We start from the raw sequence: 21,309 nt of genomic DNA, 5'->3' as shown, positions 1-21,309 counted from the left end.
AATCCGCCGCCGGGTCAAGCCCGCCCCGCCGGGAACGCTACCGTCCGAGCAGGTTCCGCGCCTGGCTGGCAATCTGCGCGAGCATTGCCGGCGCGACCGGCGATTGTGCCTGCGCGCGCCCGATCATGGCGCGGAACTGACGGATCGCGGTGGCGTTCTCCTCCGCCCAGGTCGCAACCGCGCCCGCCGGATCCGACTTCGCATCCTTGCGCCGCGACAGCCGCCGAAGGAAATCGAGCCGCATCTGCTGGAAATCGCGCGCAAGCCCGGCCACCAGCAGGCGCTCCCACACGTCCGACGGGTCCATCAGCGCGGCGGTGCCCTGCGCCCAGTCAAGGCCGAGCCGCGCACCGAGATCGGTGAAGGCACCGGTAAGCGCGCGCGCGCCAATCTCCGCATCCCGCGCGAGACGGGCAAGGCCAACGCCGCCATCCATGTCGAACAAGTGCGCGACGTCGGCAGCGATGTCGTCCGGGGCGCCCTTATCGGTAAAGGCAGCGCGCATCTTGGCCGATTGCTGGCGCGTTTCGGCCGCCAGCAACCCTTCGGTACCTGCGGCCAGTTCGCCAATTCCGCGGGACAGCTCCTCCACCACCTGCGACGGACCGCTGCGGCCCACGCCGGCCCGCAACAGATCGGCCATCTGGCTGCGCATTGCAGTGGCAACCCGGTCGAACAGGACGATGCGCGCGGTTTCGGGCATGGCGGCGCGATCGAGCCGATCCCACAGGGTCTCAATACCGAACAGCTTTTCCGCAGCGACGAATGCCGCCGCGACCTGCGCCAGTTCGGCCCCCTCTTCCTCGGCCAGCTCGAACGGATTGACGAGGCCGAGACGGTTGACGATCCGGTTCGCCAGACTTGTCGCGATAATCTCGCGGCGGAGCCTGTGATCGAGGATCTGCGCCTTGAACTTGCCGCGCATGGGTGCCGGGAAATATTCCAGCAGGTCGGCTTCGAGCGCGGGATCGTCGGGCAATGCCGACTGTTCGATGGCGTCCTGCAACACCAGCTTGGTCGACGACAGCAGCACCGCAAGTTCCGGTCTCGTCAGGCCGGCACCGTCGCTGGCCCGGCGCGCCAGGGCTTCGCCATCGGCCAGCCCTTCCGTGCGGCGATCGAGATAGCCGCGGTCTTCCAGGGTCTCGATCAGGCGCAGCTGCGATGCGGTCGCCTTCGCGCCGCCCAGTTCGGCAACCGACAGGGCCAGCGCCTGAAGACGGTTGTCTTCCAGAACAAGCTCGGCAACCTCGTCCGTCATCTCGACCAGCAGCGCGTTTCGGCGCGGCTCGGCAAGCCGCCCTGCCCGACGCGCGCCGGCCAGTGCGATCTTGATGTTGACCTCGTTATCCGAACAGTCGACGCCTGCCGAGTTGTCGATGAAGTCGGTGTTGATCCGCCCGCCGCGCAGCGCAAATTCGATGCGCGCGGCCTGGGTCACGCCCAGATTCGCCCCTTCGCCGATCACTTTCGCACGCAGATCGGCAGCGTCGACGCGCAGGGGATCGTTGGCCGGATCGCCGACCTGAACGTTGTTTTCGGCGCGGCTCTTCACATACGTCCCGATGCCGCCGAACCAGATGAGATCCAGTTCCGCCCGAAGAATGGCGGAGATCAGCGCCTCCGGCTCCATCTCTTTCGCTTCGGTGCCCAGCATCTTGCGCATCGCGGCGGAAAGCGGAATGCGCTTCATCGAGCGCGGCCATACGCCGCCGCCCTTCGAGATCAGGGCCTTGTCGTAATCTTCCCAGCTCGATGCCGGCAGGTCGAACAGACGCTTGCGCTCGTTCCAGCTCGCCGCGGGATCGGGGTCGGGATCGATGAAGATATGCCGATGGTCGAACGCGGCGACCAGCCGGATCGCCTTCGACAGCAGCATTCCGTTGCCGAAGACATCGCCCGACATGTCGCCGCAGCCGGCAACGCGCACCGAATCGCTTTGCACGTCGATGCCCATTTCGAGGAAATGGCGCTGCACCGAAACCCAGGCACCGCGGGCGGTAATGCCCATCGCCTTGTGATCGTATCCGTTCGAACCGCCGCTTGCGAAAGCATCGCCAAGCCAGAAGTCCCGCTTTTCCGCGAGTGCGTTGGCAACGTCCGAAAAGCGTGCCGTGCCCTTGTCGGCGGCAACCACGAAATAGGGATCGTCACCGTCCCGGATCACCACGCGTGGGGGGTGGATGACCTTGTCGCCTTCCAGATTGTCGGTCACCGACAGAAGGGTGCGGATGAATATCTCGTAGCTTGCCTGCCCTTCGGCCGCCCAGGCGGCGCGATCCCTGTCGGGGGCGGGAAGCTGCTTGGGATAGAAACCGCCCTTCGCCCCGGTCGGGACGATCACCGCGTTCTTGACCCGCTGCGCCTTCATCAGACCAAGGATTTCGGTGCGGAAGTCGTCTCGCCGGTCGGACCAGCGCAGGCCGCCGCGCGCAACCGGGCCGGCGCGCAGGTGGATGCCTTCGACGCGGCGCGAATAGACGAAGATCTCGCGCCAGGGGATTGGCCTGGGCAGGTTCGGGACCAGTTGCGAATCGATCTTGAACGCCAGCGCTTCCTGACCCGCAGGGGCGAAGGCGTTGGTCCGCAGGATCGCCCCGATAACGGCGTGGTACAGCCGCAGCAGGCGATCGTCGTTGATCGCAGCGACTTTGGCGAGGCCCTGCTTGATCGCATCCTCGCACTGCGCGGTCGCTGCCTCGCGGTTGCCCGAAAAATCGGGATCGTTGCGCGCGGCGAACAGATCCGCCAGCGCCCGCGTCACTTCCGGCGCCCGATCGAGCGCATCGACCACGGTGTAGATCGTGAAGCTAACGCCGGCCTGGCGCAGATAGCGATAGAAGGCCCGCAGCCAATTGGCCTGATCCGCGCTCAACGCGGCGCCGATCACGAGCCGGTTGAACGGATCGTCTTCCGCCCAGCCATTAAGCACGGCGGCGATCGCTTCCTCTATCGCATCGACGCGCTTCAGAAGCGGTGCGATCGCATCTCCGTCCGGCAAGGCGAGCGTGAAGTCGTGGATCGTGCCCAGGCGCCCTTCATCGAGTGGGGTGGGAATTTCCGCCAGCACGCGGAAACCGAAATTCTCCAGCGCCGGCACGGCATCGGAAAGCGGCAACGCCCCTTCGTGCTCGTAAACCTTGAGGCGCAGTTCGGTCTCGCCTTCGCGATCGAACGCGTAAAGCCGCGCGTCGCGTTGCAGGGCCGCACCCCCGGTCGACTCCGATTCCAGCGCCGAGAGATGGCGCATGCGGGCAATGTCCAGGGCGGCTTCCGCCGGGCCGTAGTCTGCCCGGTACGCAGGGGGGAACGCGTCGGCGAAGCGAGTCGCGATGGCCGCGGCGCGCCCGGGCTCCATCTGCTCGGCCAGTTCGCCCTCGACCGCTTCGGCCCAGCCGCGCAGCATTTTCTGCAACTGGCGTTCCAGCTCCGCTTCCGGCGTGGAAACCTGGCCACCGCGCAAATCGAGCACGAAGCGCAGCATGGCGAGGTTGCCGCCTTCGACCTGCAGGCTCCAGTCCAGCATGGTCGCCCCGGCGCCTTGTTCCAGCAGCCCTTCGATCCGATGGCGCACCTGGGTGGAAAGCATGTCGCGCGGCATCCACACGAATGCGAACAGATGCCGGGCCAGCGGCGCCTCGACCAGCGCCAGCCGGGGGCGCGGACGGTCGACCAGGCTCATCATCGCGGTCGACACACGTTCGATATCGTCGTCCGCAAACCCGATCACCAGATCGTGCGGCAAGGACGTCAGGGCATGAACCAGCGCCTTGCCCGCGTGGCCGCCGGCGTCGAATTCGAACTTCTCCATCAAACCGGAAACGCGCGCACGCAGGCGCGGCACTTGCGTGGGCACGGCAGCGAGCGCCGCGCTGGTCCACACGCCCGCGTGGATGGAAAGCGCCACGACCTCGCCGCCTTCGCGGATCGGCGTGATGAACAGATCGAGCGGCACCCGGCGATGGACGTTGGAAAGACGATTGGCCTTGATGATCAGCAGCTCGCGCCCTTCGTCGGCCGCGCCAAACCAATCGAACGCGCGATCGTATGATGCATCGGCGAGGATCTGCTTCGCGCTCTTGCGGCAAATGCCCAGCAGGCCCGAATGGCTGCCGTCGCGATGGCGCCGGAGATGGCCGAGCTGCGTCAGCATTCCACCTTCCAGCCAGCGCAACAGCTCCGCGCCTTCGGCATCGTCGATCCGCCCGGCATCGGCGCGCATCGCTTCGCGCATTTTCGGCCAGTCGGCCACCGCGGCATGGACGTCGGCCAATGTCGTGCGCAATTCGCGCTCCAGCGTGCGCCGCTGGCGCGCGTCGATCCGCACCGTTTCGACGTAGATCATCGATTCGCGCCGGGTATCGTCGCTGCGCTGCGCTGCGATCTCGCGCAGCGTTCCATCCTCGTCCCGCCGGGTGTGAACCACAGGGTGAACCAGGCGATCGATTGCAAGACCTTGCGCGGCAATCGTCGCTGCGACCGAATCGACCAGGAACGGCATGTCGTCGTTGACCAGCGCGATCCGCATGAAGCGCCGCTCGTCCGTGTCGGAGGCAAGGGCAATCGAGGCTTCGCCCCGTTCGCGGCGCGTCGCAGCGTCGAGCATGAACGTGGCGGCATCGCGCACTTTGTCGGTCGCGAACGGCGTGTCGCCGGGCAGCAGCGAATCGCAGATCCGGTCGGTCAACGCCTTGACGAGAGGGGAAGAATCGGCCTTTCCGCGGCGGGACTTACCCGAAGGCGCGGTTGAACTGGAACCCATCGAAATCGCTCCACCGGGCATTGGACGCCCGCACAAAGACGCCGCCGATGCGGCAATAATCTTGCGCGACTACGCCCAAGTCGTTCGCACCGCAAGCCGCGTTTCCGCAGCGCATTTCCCTTACGGCGGGCGTATCATCAAAGGCTCACAACGGCCCGCTCCAGTTTACATCGGCGTTCTGGAGCGAGCCCGAGAACGCGGCGTTCAGCCCATCGCCTCATGCACCAGTTCCAGCGTACGGATGCGCGCTTCGGGAGCATAAGTTGCGCCCGACAGCATGATCTCATCCGCTCCGGTTCTGGCAATGAACGCCTCGATCTTCGTCTTGATTTCGGCCGGGGTGCCGATTGCCGAAGCCTCCCCGATATGGTCGAGGATAGCGCGGGCCTGGGGCGGCAGGCTGTCGCGATAGCCGGGAACCGGCGGTGGCAGGCGCCCCGGCTTGCCGGTACGCAGCCTGACGAAGCTTTGCGCCTGCGACGAAGCGATCAGTTCGGCCTCTTCTGCGGTTTCGGCAGCGAACACCGTCATCGCTGCCATGACATGCGGCTTCTCCAGCGTTTCCGACGGTTGAAAATCCCGTCGATAGAGCGCGAGTGCGGCATCGAGATGCGTCGGCGCAAAATGGCTCGCGAAGGCATAGGGCAGACCCAGCCGCGCCGCGAGCTGCGCGCCGAAGAGGCTGGAGCCGAGCATCCACATTTCGACGTGTGCGCCATATCCCGGTGTCGGCCGGATCGGCAGTTCCGGATCGCCCGCGAGAATGGCCTGCAATTCGGCCACGTCCTGCGGGAACAGCTCTGCCGCGCGGTGGAGATCCTTGCGCAAGGCGCGTTGCAGCTCCGGCCCTGCACCCGGCGCCCGACCGAGGCCGAGGTCGATCCGCCCCGGAAACAGCGCCGCCAGCGTGCCGAACTGTTCGGCGATCACGAACGGGTTGTGGTTGGGCAGCATGATCCCGCCCGCGCCGATCCGAATGGTCGATGTCGCATTGCCGATATGACCGATGACGACCGAAGTCGCACCGCCCCCGATTCCTTCCATCGCGTGATGTTCGGCGATCCAGAACCGTTTGCAGCCCGTTGCTTCGGCCGTGCGGGCCAGCGCGGCGGAGGCGGCATAGGCTTCTTCCAGCGTGCCGCCTTCGCGCACGGGAACGAGGTCGAGAACGGAAAAATCGGTCATGCAGCATCCAGTCGGTCGAGATAGGTTTGGGCGGTTGCCGCCATCGGGCTGTCGGGCGCCATCTCGATCACCGATCGCCAGCTGCGCCGGGCGGCCTCGTCACGCCCGGTCATTGCCGCGATAACGCCCGCTTCCAACCCGATCGCCGGATCGAGAGGGGCAAGTTCTGCCGCCCGCTCGATCCGGGTCTGGGCCTCTGCCAGTTCGCCCGAGCGGCGCGACAGCGTCGCCGACAACAGCCAGGCCTGCGCATTGTCGGGCAAGGCGGCGCGGGCCGCTGCCAGAGCATCCGCCGCATCGGCCGGACGGTCGAGAGCGACGAGAGCAATCGCGCGATCGAGAGCGATCTGCCCCGCGATCGCGCCTTCACCGGCGGCCACGGCATCGTCGCGAGCGCTGTCGAGAAGCGCCAGTGCCGAAGCGGGATCGCCTTCGCCCAGCAATGCTCCGCCGGCCAGTGCGCCCCGCAGCGCCCGCAGACGACGATCGTCCGCCGGGGTCGCATCGCGCGCCGCGAGGAAGGTTTCGGCCGACGCCGCACTTTGCCCCAATTGCGCCTGGGCAACACCCAGACACTGGCCCGCATCGCCACGCTCTCCGCCCTGCGCGCCCTCCAGCCAGACCTCAGCCTCCTCCACCGCGCCGCCGGGATCGCGCCGGGTGCGGGCGAGGCATTGGGCGAGCTGACTGGCAGGCTGCACCGCCTCGGCCTCAGCGTTGCGACGCGCTCGGTCGGCGCGCTGCTGCTCCATCTCTGGCGGAAGGGGCGAAATCGGCTCCGCCGCCGGCGCAGGGCCGACCTGAAGCAGAAGAGCAAGAAACGGGGTCATCTGGCAGGCTCCTGATCGTTACTGCCTGCTATTGGATGGGGAGTGCGTCCAGCGTTCGCAACAGCAGGGCGATATCCTGTTCGCGCGACAGGCGGTGATCGCCGCCTTTCACAAGGGTCACCTGTACCTCATCCGAACGCAGGGCCGCCGCGGTGCGCAGGCTGATTTCCCACGGAACGTCGGGGTCGGCCTGGCCGTGCAGCAGACGCACCGGGCAATCGATCGCGATCTCTCGCCCGAGAAGGCGCTGGCGCTGCGCATCCTGCCAGAAACCGGGATGGGTCGGCGTCGGTTCGGGCCCGTAGGGGTTGTCTTCCAGCACCGTGCGCCCGGCGGCGAGTTCCGCCTTCTGGCTGTCGCTGTAGCCCCAGTCGGAAAAGTCCGGCGCGGCCGCGATCCCGACCATTCCGGCAAGCCGCGGGCCGAGCGCTTCGCCGGCCAGCAGCATCAGCCAGCCGCCCATCGACGAACCGATCAGGATCACCGGCCCGCCGACCCGCTCGCGAACCAGCGCGAGCACTTCTTCACACCAGCGCGACAGCGTACCATCGGCAAAATCGCCGGTGCTGCGCCCGCAGCCCGAATAATCGAGCAGCAAGCAGGGCTGGCCGCGGGCCACGGCCCAGTCATGGATCGCCGTGGCTTTCCCCCCGGCCATGTCGGACATGTAGCCGGGCAGGAACACCAGCGTTGGGCGCAGCGCATCGTCGTGCGCGCCCTCATCCTCACCCGCGAAGTGACGGAAGGCGATACGGCGGCCGTCGCCCAGTTCGTAGAAGTCGATCTCGTCGGTCATGCCCCGGCCATGCCCGCCCGGCGGGGGCCGTGGCAACCCGCGTCAGTACAGCGGAGGCGCGTACTCGAAGTACGATGGCTCCTCCGTCCGCCCGTTGCATCCGGCAACCAGCAGGCAGGCAAGCAACAATGTAGCGACGTGCTTCATGGCTCCCTCTCAATCGGGCGTGAATATATCCTCGATCGGCATTTCGAACAATGCCGCAATTCGAAAGGCCAGCGGCAGCGACAGGGCGCTCTCGATTTGACCACACTCGCGGACGACTTGATCCGTCAGGTTCGGCCCGCTATCGCGCCTGGCATGAACGCGACACGCTTCTTCACGACGACTACCACTACCCCGCGTGTCCGGGTGCGGTCGGTCGCGCGTTGACGCGAACCGCCGCCGCCCGGTTTCGGGTGGTGCGGCGTTCCTCCCCGAAATCGCCATCCAGCCAACGTCGCACTTCAAGCGCGCGCGCGCCTGTGCCATGGCACCTCAATCGGTGTCGACGGGGGCGCCGCATGCGAACAACGGTAACGGAAAACGATGACGGAACTGCTCAAGATCAGCCTGCCCGACGGATCGGTGCGCGAAGTCGAGCCGGGAACGACCCCGGCCGATGTTGCCGCCGCAATCGGGCCGGGCCTGGCCAAGGCCGCACTGGCCGCGCGGGTCGATCACGGCGACGGGGGCGAGGTGCGCGATCTCAACCGCGCGTTCGAAGGCGATGCCGAGCTGGCACTGATCACCGCGCGCGACGAGGACGAGGCGCTGGAGCTGGTCCGCCACGATTACGCCCACGTCCTGGCGGAGGCGGTCCAGGCCCTGTGGCCGGGCACGCAGATCACGTTCGGCCCGGCAACCGACGACGGGTTCTATTACGACGTGAAGGCCCCCGACAGCCGCGATCCGTTCTCGATGGACGATCTGCCGGCGATCGAGGAGAAGATGCGCGAGATCATCCGCGCCGACAAGCCGCTGGTGCGCGAAGCCTGGAGCCGCGAGCAGCTGATCGAGAAGTGGGAATCCGAAGGCGAGACGTTCAAGGCCGAATGGGCGAAGGAACTGCCCGAAGACGAGGAACTGACCGTCTACTGGTCGGGCCAGCCCGGCAGCGACGGGGCCTGGCTCGACATGTGCCGCGGCCCGCACCTGGCCAGCACCGGCAAGCTCGACCCCCAGGCGTTCAAGCTGATGCGGGTGGCCGGCGCCTACTGGCGCGGCGACCAGAAAAACGCGCAGCTCACGCGGATCTACGGCACCGGCTGGCTCAACAAGAAACAGCTCAACGCCCACCTGTTGCGGCTGGAGGAAGCCGCCAAGCGCGACCATCGCAAGCTGGGCCGCGAGATGGACCTGTTCCACCTGCAGGAAGAAGCCCACGGCAGCGTCTTCTGGCACCCGCAGGGCTATCGCATCTGGCGGGCGCTGGAATCCTACATGCGGCGGGCGATCGACGATGCCGGCTATCGCGAGATCAAGACGCCGCAGGTGATGGACGCGCGCCAGTGGGAACAGTCCGGCCACTGGGGCAAGTATCGCGAAAACATGTTCGTGATCCCGGACGAGGTTCCCAATGTCGAGGACGAGGGGCCGCTGGTGTCTGACGCCGCCGACTGGATGGCGCTCAAGCCGATGAACTGCCCGGCCCACGTGCTCGTCTTCAAACAGGGCATCACCAGCTATCGCGACCTGCCGCTGCGCCTCTACGAGAACGGCTGCTGCCATCGCAACGAGCCGCACGGGGCGCTGCACGGCCTGATGCGGGTGCGCCAGTTCACACAGGACGACGCCCACATCTTCTGCACCGAGGCGCAGATCGTCGACGAAGTGCGCAAGTTCTGCGAGCTGGCCGACCGGATCTACAAGGATTTCGGCTTCACCTACGAAATCAAGCTCGCCCTGCGGCCCGAGCAGCGCTTCGGCTCCGACGCCGACTGGGACAAGGCCGAAGCGGAGCTGCGCCAGGCGGTGGTCGATGCCGGCATGGCGACCGAGGAATACGGGTGGGAGGAACTGCCCGGCGAAGGCGCGTTCTATGCCCCCAAGCTGGAATGGCACCTGACCGACGCGATCGGCCGCACCTGGCAGGTCGGCACGATCCAGTCCGACCGCGTCCTGCCCGAACGGCTCGACGCGACATATGTCGGCGAAGATGGGGAGAAGCATCGCCCGGTCATGCTGCACCGCGCGATCTTCGGCTCCTACGAACGGTTCATCGGCATCCTGATCGAACACTACGCCGGGCGCCTGCCGGTCTGGCTCGCCCCGACGCAGGCCGTCGTCGCGACGATCGTTTCGGATGCCGACGGCTATGCCGGCGAAGTCCTCGAGAAGCTGACTGCCACCGATATCCGGGCCGAAAGCGACCTGAGGAACGAGAAGATCAACTACAAGGTGCGCGAGCATTCGCTGGCCAAGGTTCCGCACCTGCTGGTGGTGGGCAAGCGCGAGGCGGAGGAAGGCACGGTCGCCGTGCGCACCCTGGGCCAGCAGCAGCAGAAAGTGATGTCGCTGGACGAGGCGCTTTCCATGCTGGCGGAGGAAGCCACACCGCCCGATCTGCGCTAGATCGCGCAGTGGATCTGCTCGCAGGATTTACCTGGCCGGAGATCGCGATCGCGCTGGCGATCACATTTGCCGGGGCGTTCGTGCGCGGGGTGGCGGGCTTCGGAATGGCGATCATCCTCGTCCCGGTGCTGGCGCTCGCGCTGACGCCGGTGGAGGCGGTTCTTGTGACCAACGCGGTCGCCCTACTTGTCGGGCTGAGCGAAGCGCCGCGGCTGCTGCGCGATGCCGAACGGTCGGCCGTGGCGATCTCCGTACTTGTCGCGATCGCCACCGCGCCCGGCCTCGCGCTGCTCGCCATCACACCCGCCCCGATGGCACGCATGCTGATCGCTCTGGTGGCAATCTCTGCCTTCTTCGCGATACTGCGTTCGGGCCGCGCAGCCGCCCCACCGGGCCCGGCAACGACCGTGTTCACGGGCCTGTCGAGCGGGCTTTTGACCGGATTTGCCGGAATGCCCGGCCCGCCGGTCGTGCCGTACTATGTCGGCCGCGCCGTCCCGCGAACCACAGCGAAAGCGTCGATGTTGCTGATTTTCACCGTGGCGGCGCTTGCCGGGCTGGCATCGGGCGCGGCGCTGGGTGTGATGCATTGGCGGCTGGCATTGCTGGGGCTGCTGCTGTTCCCCGCCGTCCTGCTGGGCAACGCATTGGGCAACGCCGCATCGGCGCGCATCGGCGACACGGCCTGGCGCGGGTTTGTGGCGCTGGTGCTGGCGGCCTCCGCCCTCGCAGCGCTGGTGAAGCTGTTACAGGGCTAGCGCGGGAACGAACGGGCCGGCGGCGATCAGCGCGAGGGCGCAGCCCCCCACGGCCATCGTGCGCAGCAGCGCAAGCGCGCGCAGTTCGAATGCACCGAAAATGGTGAGAGTTGCAGCCATGTCGGACGATATGCGCCGCCCTGGCTAACGAAAGGTTAAATCGGCTCTACAGTCGGGGCATCTGCTGGCTGGCGCAGTGGAACCCGCCGCCGCCGGCCAGAACGGCATCGGCGGGAAGGCCGATGGTCGCGCGATCGGGGAAAAGTGCGGCGATGGCGGCGACCCCGTCCGCGTCATGAACTGAGCCGAAGGTCGGCACGACGACGAGGTTCGTGGTGATCGCGAAATTGGCGTAACTCGCTGGTTCGACGAAGTCGCCCCGCGTTATCAGGCCGGGGGAGGGGATGTCGCACACCTCCACCCCGAACGCCTCGGCCCGGTCCCGGGCATCGGCATAGATCGCGGCATTGGGATCGCCAGATCCGGTCGCGCGCGGCAAGGCCAGCCGGCCGGGCCCGACGAAGCGGGCGAGGTTATCGACGTGCCCATCGGTATGGTCGTTGACCAGCCCGTCCCCCAGCCACAGCACGCGGTCGAAGCCGAGATCGCGCGCCAGCCGCGCCTCGATCTCCGCGCGCGACAACGAGGGATTGCGATTGGGGTTCAGCAGGCACTGCTCGGTCGTGACCACGAGGCGGGTGCCGTCCCCGTCAATCGCGCCCCCTTCGAGAATCCAGTCCGACACGGCGAGCGGCAGGTTCGCATCGCGCGCCAGCGCCGCCCCGATCTCGCGATCGCCGGGCATTTCGTACTTGCCGCCCCAGCCGTTGAAGCCGCAGCGCAGCGCCGATCCGTCGGCGCGCACCAGCGGCCCTGTGTCGCGTAGCCAGATATCGCCGAACACGCGCCGTTCCAGGCGGACTCCAGCAGAGACGAGCGCCCGCGCACGCGCCTCGTTCGCGGCGTCGCGCACCAGCAGGCGCACGCCCTGCCCGCTTTCGGCCACAGCATTGGCGAAGGCCGCGATCTGTTCCTGCGCCCGCTCCAGATAGCCGGGCCATTCGTCGGCATCGTGCGGGAAGCCGATCCACAGCCACTCCTGCGGCGCCCATTCGGGCGGCATCGAGGGCATCGCCATGATCTTCGCCGTCAGCCGGGCCGGTTCAGCAGCCGCTCTCTGCCGCCGTGCAGGCGTCGTCGCGAGTGCGGCGGAATTCGTCGCCTTCGCGCCAGTTGGGCCACGCAGTCGACATCGCGAGCATCCGGCCAAGGCGGTAATAGAGGCGCAAGTCCTGCTCCACGCCCGACCAGTCCCAATTCTCGTCGAACTCGTCGCTGACGGCGTGATAGGCCGTGTCGCGATAGCGGTCTTCGTAAGCCTTGCCCGCTTCCGTTCCGCCGTCGACGAGATCCTGCCCGCCATCGACATAGAGCATCGGCAGCCCGCGCTTGGCCATGCTGAAATGGTCGGAACGATAGTAATAGCCCGCCTCGGGCGAGGGATTGGGCGTGCCCACACGATTTTCAGCCGTCAGCGCGGCGGTGAGGAAATCGTCGAGCTGCGACTTGCCCGGGCCAACCACGGTCACGTCTTTCGCCGGGCCGGCGAGCGACAGGGCGTCCATATTGACCCCGCCGACCGTCTGTTCGAGCGGGAACACCGGGTTCGCGCTGTAATATTCCGAACCCAGCAGACCCTGCTCCTCCGCCGTAACGGCCAGGAACACGAGGCTGCGCGCGGCAGCGCCGGCCTTGGCATGCGCTTCGGCCAGAGCGATCAGCGCCGCAGTGCCCGTGGCATTGTCGATCGCGCCGTTGCAGATTTCATCTTCTTCGCCCGGCGCGCACTTGCCCAGATGATCCCAGTGCGCGGTGTGAAGCACATATTCGTCGGGCCGCTCGGCACCGGGAAGCACGCCGATCACGTTCTTCGAGGCGAAGCTGCGGGTGTCGTTTTCGAACGACGTGGAAATCGTGGCGCCCAGCGGCACCGGCGTGAAGCCTTTCTTCTTCGCCGCCGCCGACAGATCGGCCAGGCTATTGCCGGTCGCTTCCAGAATCCGTTCGGCCACGGGTTTCTGCATCCAGCCGTTCATCACGGTCTGATCCGCACCGCCATCTTCGCGCTGGGCATAAGCCTGCGGGCCGGACCAGGAGTTGCGCACCGTCGTCCAGCCATACGAGGCGGGATAGGTGTCGTGCACGATGATCGCACCCGTCGCACCCTGACGCGCGGCCTCTTCGTACTTGTACGTCCAGCGGCCGTAGTACGTCATCGCCTTGCCGTTGAACGTGCCATCCAGCGTTTCGGATTCGTAATCGGGGTCGTTGACCAGGATCACTGCGGTCTTCCCGGTCATGTCGACGCCGTCGTAATCGTTCCAGTCCTTCTCCGGCGCGTTGATGCCGTATCCGACGAAGACCAGTTCGCTATCCTCGACCGTGGTAGAGGGGGTTTCGCGGTAGGAAACGCCCACCCAGTCGTCAGCGTAATCGAACGCCATCGTCTGGCCCCCGGCCTTCACCGTCAGCGGCGCGAAATCGCGCCCGGTGATCTCGACCAGCGGCACATCCTGAAACCAGCTGCCATCGTTGCCCGGCTGCAGCCCGGCCTTTTCGAACTGTTCGACCAGATAGGTGAGGGTCTTCTCCTCGCCAGCGGTGCCCGGCAGGCGGCCTTCGAATTCGTCGGAGGACAATATGCGCGTTGCCTCGCGTACGGTTTCAACGGAAATTTCCGGCACTTCGACTTCGGGAATGTCGAGCGCGGCATCGCCCTGGGTTTCGTCGACGGCGCCGTTGCACGCGGCGAGCGTCAACACGGCAGTGGCGGCAAGAATGCGGCGGATCATGATGGGTACTCTCTCAACGTCTGCGACTGCCCATGCTTGGCAGGTCGCAGGCCTCGCCGCAAGCCGTGGGTAAAGCACACGCTTGTGCCCGCGGCGGCGAGTGGGCAGGGAGCGCGAATGAGCTTCGACTGGCCAGACGCGATCGCGCGCGCACGCGCCAATGCACCGTTCCTCGCGCGCGCGCTCGACAGGCAGCCCGCACTGGAAGAACTGCTGATGCAGGGCCAGGGCGAAGACGCGCTGGAGATGGCGCGCCGGGCAGGCGAAGACGCGCCCAACTGCGAAACCGCGCTGCGGCGCGAACGGCTCGCTCTCGCTACGGCGCTGGCGATCGGAGACCTTGCCGGCGCCTTCCCGCTGGCGCGAGTGATGACGGAACTCTCGCAGCTGGCCGATCGTGCGCTGGACCGCGCGATCGGCGAAGCTGTCTCTCGCCGCGTGGAAGGGGCCGCGCCGGCGGGTTTCGCCGCCCTGGCCCTGGGCAAGCACGGGGCGGGCGAACTCAATTACAGCTCCGACATCGATCCGATCCTGCTCTACGATCCCGAAACGCTACCCCGGCGGGAGCGGGACGAACCGGGCGAGGCGGCGCAGCGCTACGCGCGCGACATCGTCCAGATGCTTTCCGCCAATAGCGCAGAAGGCTACGTTTTCCGGGTCGATTTGCGGCTGCGCCCGGCCTCCGAAGTCAGCCCGCTGGCGATTTCGTTCGATGCGGCGCTGAGCCACTATGAAAGTTCGGCCCTGGCATGGGAACGCGCCGCCTTCATCCGTGCGCGCGCCGCTGCCGGCGATGTTGCGGCAGCCGAAGATTTTCTGGCCGCGATCCGCCCGTTCGTCTGGCGGCGGAGCCTCGATTTCGGGGCTATCGAGGATATCGGTCGGCTGACCTCGCGCATACGCGAGCAGTATTCCGGGCCGCTCGAACCCGGGCCGGGCTTCAACCTGAAGCAGGGGCGCGGCGGGATACGCGAGATCGAATTCTTCGCCCAGGCGCATCAGTTGATCCACGGCGGGCGCGATCGCGGCTTGCGTGAACGCGGCACCCGCGATGCGCTGGATGCCCTGGCCGCCGCGGGCCATATCCGGGCGGAAGATGCCGTGCACATGGGCGAAGGGTACGACCGGCTTCGAACGGTCGAACATCGCCTGCAGATGATCGAGGATCACCAGACCCACACCCTGCCCGAAGGCGAGGCGCTCGATCGCGTCGCCCGGCTCGACGGTCTGGCCGACGGTGCTGCCCTGCTGGCGGAGCTGCAGCCGCTCTGCGCCGACATTGCCGCTCGCTACGCCCGCCTGCTCGGCAAGAACGCACAAACGCCCGGGGCCCCGGCTGCTGCGGGCGAGAGCCTGCCGGCACGCCTGCTGCGGCTCGGCTTTGCCGATCCCGAAGCGCTGGCCGAACGAATCGCCGGATGGAGCGACGGGCGCATCCGGTCGCTGCGCAGCGAGGCAGCGCGCGCATCGTTCGATGCCCTGCTCCCGCGCTTGCTGGAAGCGCTCGCCGAAGCGCCCGATCCGCGCCGCGCACTGATCCTGTGGGAAGACCTGATCACCAAGGCATCGAGCGCGATCAATCTGTTCCGCCTGCTCGATGCCCGGCCGGCCCTGCTCGACCAGCTTGTCGGCGTGCTCACGCTGGCCCCGCCGCTGGCGGAAGAACTGGCGCGCCGGCCCGACCTGCTCGACACGCTGATCGACCGTAGCGCGCTCGACCTGCCGGGCGATGTCCCGGAACTCGCCGCCAGAATGGCCCGCGGGGAAGCGGGCGACGATTACGAGGCAGCGCTGGACCGCATTCGCGTGGTCACTGCCGAAACGCGCTTCGCACTCGGCGTGCAACTGATCGAGCGGGTGCACGATCCGCTCGACATTGCCGCCGCTCTCTCGCGCACGGCAGAGGCGGCGCTCGATATCGCGGCCCGCACGACAGAGCAGGATTTCGCTGCCCGGCATGGCACGGTGCCGGGCGGCGAACTGCTGGTCCTCGGCCTCGGCCGGCTCGGCGGGGGTGCGCTGACCCATGCCTCCGATCTCGACATCATCTATCTTTTCACTGGCGATCACGGCGCGGAATCGGATGGTGAGCGGCCGCTGGGTGCGACGCTCTATTTCAATCGCCTCGCCCAGCGTGTGAGCGGCGCGCTCAGTGTGCCGACCGCGCAAGGTGCGCTGTACGAAGTCGATACCCGTTTGCGGCCGCAGGGCGCGCAGGGGCCGCTGGCGGTCAGCCTGGACAGTTTCGCCCGTTACCAGCGCGAAGATGCCTGGACCTGGGAACACATGGCGTTGACCCGTGCACGGCCGCTGCTGGGATCGCCGGACGCGCGGTCTGCCCTTGAAAGCGCCATCGCCGATGTCCTGATCCGCCCGCGCGACCCCGACCAGTTGCGGCACGATGTCCTGCGGATGCGTGCGGAAATGGCGGCGAACAAGCCGCCGCGCGGGCCGCTGGATGCCAAGCTCCTGCGCGGCGGACTGGTCGATCTGGAATTTCTCGCCCATTTCCTGCAGCTGCGCGAAAGCACCCGTCAGGGCGGCTGCATCTTTCCCGATCTGGGGCAGGCGGTGGCCTGTCTCGTGGAACGCGGCCTCCTGCCCGAAGCGATGCGTGCAGCGGAAGCGATGATGACGCGCCTGCTGGTGGCCGGGCGGCTGCTTGCCCCCGATCTGGTCGCTCCGCCGCCGGCAGCGACACGCGCGCTGGCAGGGGCCTGCGGCTGCGCGGACATGGACGAAGTCTTGCACAGGCTGGGCGGGGCGCGGCAATGCGTCGCATCTGCCTGGTACGACACATTCGAAGAACGACTGGAGACCGACCGATGAGCGAACCTGCACAAGCCGGCGACCCGATGCCCGACGTGGCAATGGAAACCCCGGACGGCGACACCGTTCGCCCTTCCGATTTTCGCGGGCGCAAACTGGTGCTGTTCTTCTATCCGAAGGACAATACCCCCGGCTGCACCACGGAAGCGAAGGACTTTACCGAGCTTGCCGGCGAATTCGAACAGGCCGGCACCGCGATCCTGGGTGTGAGCAAGGATTCGCCGCAGAAGCACCGAAACTTCATCGCCAAACACGATCTCAAGGTGCCGCTGGCCACCGATGCGGAGGAAGGCGGCCTGTCCGACACGCTGGGCGTGTGGGGCGAGAAGAAAATGTACGGCAAGACCTTCATGGGCATGATCCGCACGACTTATCTGGTCGATGCCGAAGGGCGGATCGCGCAAGTATGGAACAAGGTGAAGGTGAAAGATCACGCCCGCAGCGTGCTCGAAGCCGCGCGCGCGCTTTGACGGCCCCGCGCGAATCGGTCGCGTCGGCCATTCGCCGCGCCTTGCTGACGCCCGAACCGAAGGCGAAAGTCTTCGCCGCGCGCGACGTCGCCCGCCGCTGGCGCCTCGGACGGCTCGAATGGCAGTTCGATGAGCCGATGCCCGAAGAACCGGCTTGGCCCGCCGAACCGGAACTGCTGCCCCCCAATCGCATGCCCAAGCGGGGCAAGGCCGGCTCGGAACGGGGACGGATCGCGCTGTGGCACGCGCTGGCGCATATCGAATTTGTCGCAATCGATCTGGCGCTCGACATGGCCGGACGGTTCGGCGCGCAGATGGGGCGCGGGTTCGTCGACGACTTTCTGTCGGTCGCGGCGGACGAGGCGATGCATTTCGCCCTGCTCGATCGCAAGCTGCGCCGGCTTGGGTGCCACTACGGCGCTCTGCCGGCGCACGGCGGGCTGTGGCAGGCGGCGCACGAAACACGCCACGACGTGCTGGCGCGGCTTGCCGTGGTGCCGATGGTGCTGGAAGCGCGCGGGCTCGACGTGACCCCGGCGACCCGCGAGCGCGTGCGCGCGCAGGGGGACGAAGATGGCGCGCGAATCCTGCAACGAATCCTTGACGACGAAATCCGCCATGTCCGATTCGGCACAAGGCATTTCGTCGCACAGTGCGAAGCGACGGGCGCGAATCCCCCGGAATCCTGGAAAACACTGGTTAAACGACACTTTCGGGGGGCGTTGAAACCGCCATTCAACGACTCGGCGCGTTCGGCAGCCGGTTTGTCGCGAGACTTCTATGACAGTGTTGCTTCCGAAACGAATGCCCGGTTAGCTCACAATTCCTGAGACGACGGGGGGTTCCCAAGTCTCCAGAAAAAATGCCGCACGGGGCTTTTCGGCCTTCGATTGCGGATACGGATCGCTGCGGCGCCTGCGCCGCGAACTAAAGAGGACGGGACTTTGGTCGCAACTCCTTTCAGCCGGCGGATCGCTCGCGTCGCGGCAATTGCCGCCGCCGCCGCCGCCGCCGCCGCCGCCGCCACGCTTACTGCCACTCCGGCGCTCGCCAATTCCAGTGCCGCTGCCGTCGATATGGCTGCCCCGGTTCAGGATGCCCAGGCAAGCCCGATGGGCGGCGACGCGCAATTCCGCGAACTTTTCGCCAGCTGGCGCTCGCTGGACGGCAACGACAAACAGCCGGTCGCCACGCCGGGGATTTCGGTCCCCTCGCGGATGCCTCTGGAAGATTCGCGCCTGACCAGTGGATACGGGATGCGCAACCACCCGGTTCTGGGCGGCCGCCGGGCGCACAGCGGGATCGATCTCGCCGCGCCGACCGGCACTCCGGTCTATGCCACGGCTGACGGTATCATCGGCCGCGCCAACTGGTTCAGCAGCTACGGCCTGTTCATTCAGATCGAACACGGCGCCAACCTGCAGACGCGCTACGCCCACTTGTCCAAGCTCGCCGTGGCCGATGGCCAGCGGGTGAAGAAGGGCGACCTTATCGGCTACGTCGGCTCGACCGGCCGTTCGACCGGCCCGCACCTCCATTACGAAGTGCGCGTGGACGGCAAGGCCGTGAACCCGATGCCCTATATGATCGAGAGCGAAGCGCAGCAGGCCTTCGCGCTCGCTACCGGCGAAGGTGGCCAGGGCGGCGGGGACGAATAACCCTTTCGCGCCTCGCCTTCGGGCGGGGCCGGCATTCGGGGAGGATGCCTGAGAAGGCGGCGGGTTTCGACCTGCCGCCTTTTTGCTTGCCGCAAGGGCTGCGCAAGCTAGGTTTCTAATCACAACCAGACGCCCCCGCCGGCACCGGACAGATCCGGGCCGGCGCAACACAAGGGGGCGCAGCGAGTGGAGAGAGACCGGCAATGCATCCGATAACCCATGCCCAGACGCGCCCCGACCGCCCCGCCATCGTCATGGCCGGGTCGGGCGAGTCCGTCACATATGCCCAGCTCGACCGCACGGCCAACCGCTTCGCCCGGTTCCTGCGCGCGCAGGGGCTGGGCCGTGACGATGCCTTCGCCCTGCTGATGGAGAACAACGCGCTCTATCTCCAGCTCGTCTGGGGCTCGCAGCGGGCGGGCACGATGATGGTGCCCGTTTCCACCCGCCTGACCGCGCCCGAGATCGCCTATATCCTGGAAGACAGCGGGGCGAAGTGCCTCGTCGCCTCGACCCGCTATGCCGGGGTGGTGGAGGCGCTGCGCCGCGAGCGGCCCGATCTCGCCGTGCACATCGTCGGCGACGATACCGATGCCGATGGCGGGCTGGAGGCTGCGCTGGCCGCGCTGCCGGACGGACCGATCGACGATCCCTGGCCGGGCCTCTACATGCTCTATTCCTCCGGCACGACCGGCCGGCCGAAGGGCATTCGCCCGGCCCCGCCGAAGGAGCCGGACGTTCAGGCCAGCAATCCGCTGGTCATGCTCGCCACGATGGGCGCCGGGATGCCGGCCGACGGCGAGATGGTCTATCTCTCCCCTGCCCCGCTCTACCACGCCGCGCCGCTTGGCTGGTGCTGCACGGTCCACCGGCTCGGCGGCACGGTCGTGGTGATGGAGAAGTTCGATCCCGAAGGCGCGCTCGCCGCGATCGAGCGCTACCGCGTGACCGACAGCCAGTGGGTCCCGACCCATTTCGTCCGCATGCTCAAGCTGGACGAGGCGGCGCGCAGCCGCCACGACCTGTCCAGCCACCAGCGCGCGATCCACGCCGCCGCGCCCTGCCCGATCCCGGTCAAGCAGGCGATGATCGACTGGTGGGGGCCGATCGTCACCGAATACTACGCCGGCTCCGAAGGCGTGGGGATGACCCTGATCCGCAGCGATCAGTGGCTGACCCACCCCGGCTCCGTCGGCCCGGCGATCCACGGCAAGGTCCACGTCTGCGGGCCCGAGGGGGAGGAGCTGCCCGCAGGCGCCGACGGGCTGATCTACTTCGAGAACGACACGATCCCCACCTATCACAACGATCCGGCCAAGACGGCGGAGGCGATGCATCCGCAAGGCTGGATGACCCTGGGCGACATCGGCCACGTGGACGAGGACGGCTTCCTCTACCTGACCGACCGCAAGAGCCACATGATCATCTCCGGCGGGGTCAACATCTACCCGCAGGAGATCGAGAACCTGCTGATCACCCACGAGAAAGTGATGGACGCGGCGGTCATCGGCGCGCCCGAACCGGACCTGGGCGAACAGGTCGTCGCGGTCGTCCAGCCGCGCGACATGGACGCGGCACGGGGCGAGGGCGCCGCCGCGCTGGAGCAGGAGCTGCGCGATTTCCTCGCCCCCCAGCTCGCGCGGATCAAGATGCCGCGCCTGTTCGACTTCCGCCCCGAGCTGCCGCGCGAGGCGAACGGCAAGCTGTACAAGCGCGAGCTGCGCGAGGAGTTCGCCGCCCGCGCCCGGGCCGAGGCCTGACCGCCGCCGGCCCACTCGCCGCTCCGCCAAAGGTCACGCCGGCCCGTTACGCTTGCCGCACGGGTTGAAAGCGTGACCTTCCGCGCCCCCGCACCGCCGGGCGGCCACGCCGCCACTGCCGGCGTGCGGGCACAACCCACTGAAACCGCTGCACCAATCCGCACAACCACCGCCGTCATACCATCGCCCGGTCCGCCCGCGCCACGCGGCTCCGCACCGCGCGAGTGTGACCTTTCACCGCCACCACCCCTCGTGACCTTCCACACCCGCCCGCGCCCCCACAGGCCCGAAACCCGCCCCCAGGCCGCCAGCAATGCCCCGCAAATCCGCGCATGGCGGGCATTGAAGCACAAGGGGGCAGGTGTAGGAAAATCATTTGCGCAACCGCGCCCCGCCGGGCGATAGGAAGCGGCGACAGGGGGAACCGGCACGACGATGGATATCGCCGCTTATCTGGACGAAATTCGCAAGGTTCACGCCACTGCCGTGGCAAGCGAGCACAGCTACGCCGCCATCAGGTGTTCGATCCGCTCGAGCTCGCGAAAGAATTCGAAGCACAACTGGTCGCGCTCGTCGTCGGGCAGCCAGCGGGTCATCTGCGGAAACACGACCTTGTTGTAGCGATAGGTGCGCGTGTCCCACAGGTTCCCCGCCGTCACCGCGCGCGCCGAGGCGAGAATCGCCTGCGCATCCTCGCGCACTTCGTCGGGATCGGGAGTCCAGCTTTCGACGGGGGCTTCGTCAACGAACCCGAAGCCCAGCTGTCCCGAAGATGTTGAGTTTTCGACCATGACCATCCCGTTCGGAGGCAACGGCATTTGCATTGCCGGACAACCGCGATACCAGAGTGGTATTC

Annotated in this window: 16 protein-coding genes; 7 read left to right on the top strand and 9 right to left on the bottom strand. The window is 67.2% G+C overall.

Features of this window, described 5'->3' with window-relative positions; translation table 11 throughout:
* Positions 1–37: 37 nt before the first annotated feature.
* From AM2010_RS11860 to AM2010_RS14315, 5 genes are all read right to left on the bottom strand, one after another.
* Entirely contained in the window at positions 38–4,762 is a 4,725-nt protein-coding gene (locus AM2010_RS11860; RefSeq protein WP_047807951.1) for an NAD-glutamate dehydrogenase, read from the bottom strand.
* Between the two features lie 204 nt (positions 4,763–4,966).
* Positions 4,967–5,947 (bottom strand): LLM class flavin-dependent oxidoreductase, encoded by a 981-nt coding sequence (locus AM2010_RS11855; RefSeq protein WP_047807243.1) that lies wholly within the window; start codon positions 5,945–5,947, stop codon positions 4,967–4,969.
* Positions 5,944–6,777: a tetratricopeptide repeat protein gene (locus AM2010_RS11850; protein ID WP_047807242.1), complete on the bottom strand. Its 834-nt coding sequence runs from the start codon at positions 6,775–6,777 to the stop codon at positions 5,944–5,946. The genes AM2010_RS11855 and AM2010_RS11850 overlap by 4 nt, the downstream gene beginning before the upstream one ends.
* A gap of 28 nt (positions 6,778–6,805) precedes the next feature.
* Positions 6,806–7,573, bottom strand: coding sequence for an alpha/beta hydrolase (locus AM2010_RS11845; RefSeq protein WP_047807241.1), 768 nt, complete (start codon positions 7,571–7,573; stop codon positions 6,806–6,808).
* 156 nt (positions 7,574–7,729) lie between these two features.
* On the bottom strand, positions 7,730–8,044 hold the full coding sequence (locus AM2010_RS14315) for a hypothetical protein (protein WP_160325575.1): 315 nt from the start codon (positions 8,042–8,044) through the stop codon (positions 7,730–7,732).
* A gap of 57 nt (positions 8,045–8,101) precedes the next feature.
* Between AM2010_RS14315 and thrS the strand changes: the two genes are divergently transcribed.
* A complete protein-coding gene (gene thrS, locus AM2010_RS11840) occupies positions 8,102–10,126 on the top strand; it encodes a threonine--tRNA ligase (RefSeq protein WP_047807240.1) in 2,025 nt (674 codons plus the stop codon).
* 8 nt (positions 10,127–10,134) lie between these two features.
* Positions 10,135–10,884, top strand: coding sequence for a sulfite exporter TauE/SafE family protein (locus tag AM2010_RS11835; protein WP_047807239.1), 750 nt, complete (start codon positions 10,135–10,137; stop codon positions 10,882–10,884).
* Here the strand turns inward: AM2010_RS11835 and AM2010_RS14475 are convergent.
* From AM2010_RS14475 to AM2010_RS11825, 3 genes are read right to left on the bottom strand one after another with little or no spacing between them, the layout of a single operon-like run.
* Positions 10,873–11,004: a hypothetical protein gene (locus AM2010_RS14475; protein ID WP_269084051.1), complete on the bottom strand. Its 132-nt coding sequence runs from the start codon at positions 11,002–11,004 to the stop codon at positions 10,873–10,875. The genes AM2010_RS11835 and AM2010_RS14475 overlap by 12 nt on opposite strands.
* A 46-nt stretch (positions 11,005–11,050) precedes the next feature.
* A complete protein-coding gene (locus tag AM2010_RS11830; RefSeq protein WP_047807238.1) occupies positions 11,051–12,022 on the bottom strand; it encodes an agmatine deiminase family protein in 972 nt (323 codons plus the stop codon).
* A 25-nt stretch (positions 12,023–12,047) separates the two neighbouring features.
* On the bottom strand, positions 12,048–13,736 hold the full coding sequence (locus AM2010_RS11825; RefSeq protein WP_047807237.1) for a M28 family metallopeptidase: 1,689 nt from the start codon (positions 13,734–13,736) through the stop codon (positions 12,048–12,050).
* A 117-nt stretch (positions 13,737–13,853) separates the two neighbouring features.
* On the opposite strand from AM2010_RS11825, the gene glnE reads away from it, so the two are divergent.
* The 5 genes from glnE (at position 13,854) to AM2010_RS11800 (ending at position 20,453) form a co-directional block, all read left to right on the top strand.
* Positions 13,854–16,565, top strand: a complete 2,712-nt coding sequence (glnE, locus tag AM2010_RS11820; protein ID WP_047807236.1) for a bifunctional [glutamate--ammonia ligase]-adenylyl-L-tyrosine phosphorylase/[glutamate--ammonia-ligase] adenylyltransferase — start codon at positions 13,854–13,856, stop codon at positions 16,563–16,565.
* Positions 16,562–17,035, top strand: a complete 474-nt coding sequence (locus AM2010_RS11815) for a peroxiredoxin (protein ID WP_047807235.1) — start codon at positions 16,562–16,564, stop codon at positions 17,033–17,035. Before glnE ends, AM2010_RS11815 begins: the two co-directional genes overlap by 4 nt.
* Positions 17,032–17,865 (top strand): ferritin-like domain-containing protein, encoded by an 834-nt coding sequence (locus tag AM2010_RS11810; RefSeq protein WP_047807234.1) that lies wholly within the window; start codon positions 17,032–17,034, stop codon positions 17,863–17,865. Before AM2010_RS11815 ends, AM2010_RS11810 begins: the two co-directional genes overlap by 4 nt.
* 114 nt (positions 17,866–17,979) lie before the next feature.
* Entirely contained in the window at positions 17,980–18,693 is a 714-nt protein-coding gene (locus AM2010_RS11805; protein WP_420834961.1) for a M23 family metallopeptidase, read from the top strand.
* Between the two features lie 203 nt (positions 18,694–18,896).
* Positions 18,897–20,453: an acyl-CoA synthetase gene (locus tag AM2010_RS11800; RefSeq protein WP_047807233.1), complete on the top strand. Its 1,557-nt coding sequence runs from the start codon at positions 18,897–18,899 to the stop codon at positions 20,451–20,453.
* A 503-nt stretch (positions 20,454–20,956) separates the two neighbouring features.
* Here AM2010_RS11800 and AM2010_RS11795 read toward each other — a convergent pair.
* Complete coding sequence (locus AM2010_RS11795) at positions 20,957–21,271, bottom strand: hypothetical protein (protein ID WP_150115283.1); 315 nt, start codon at positions 21,269–21,271, stop codon at positions 20,957–20,959.
* Positions 21,272–21,309: the final 38 nt, after the last annotated feature.

This window comes from Pelagerythrobacter marensis (assembly GCF_001028625.1).
Lineage (GTDB): Bacteria > Pseudomonadota > Alphaproteobacteria > Sphingomonadales > Sphingomonadaceae > Pelagerythrobacter > Pelagerythrobacter marensis.
This window is presented reverse-complemented; position numbering and strand designations above follow the sequence as displayed.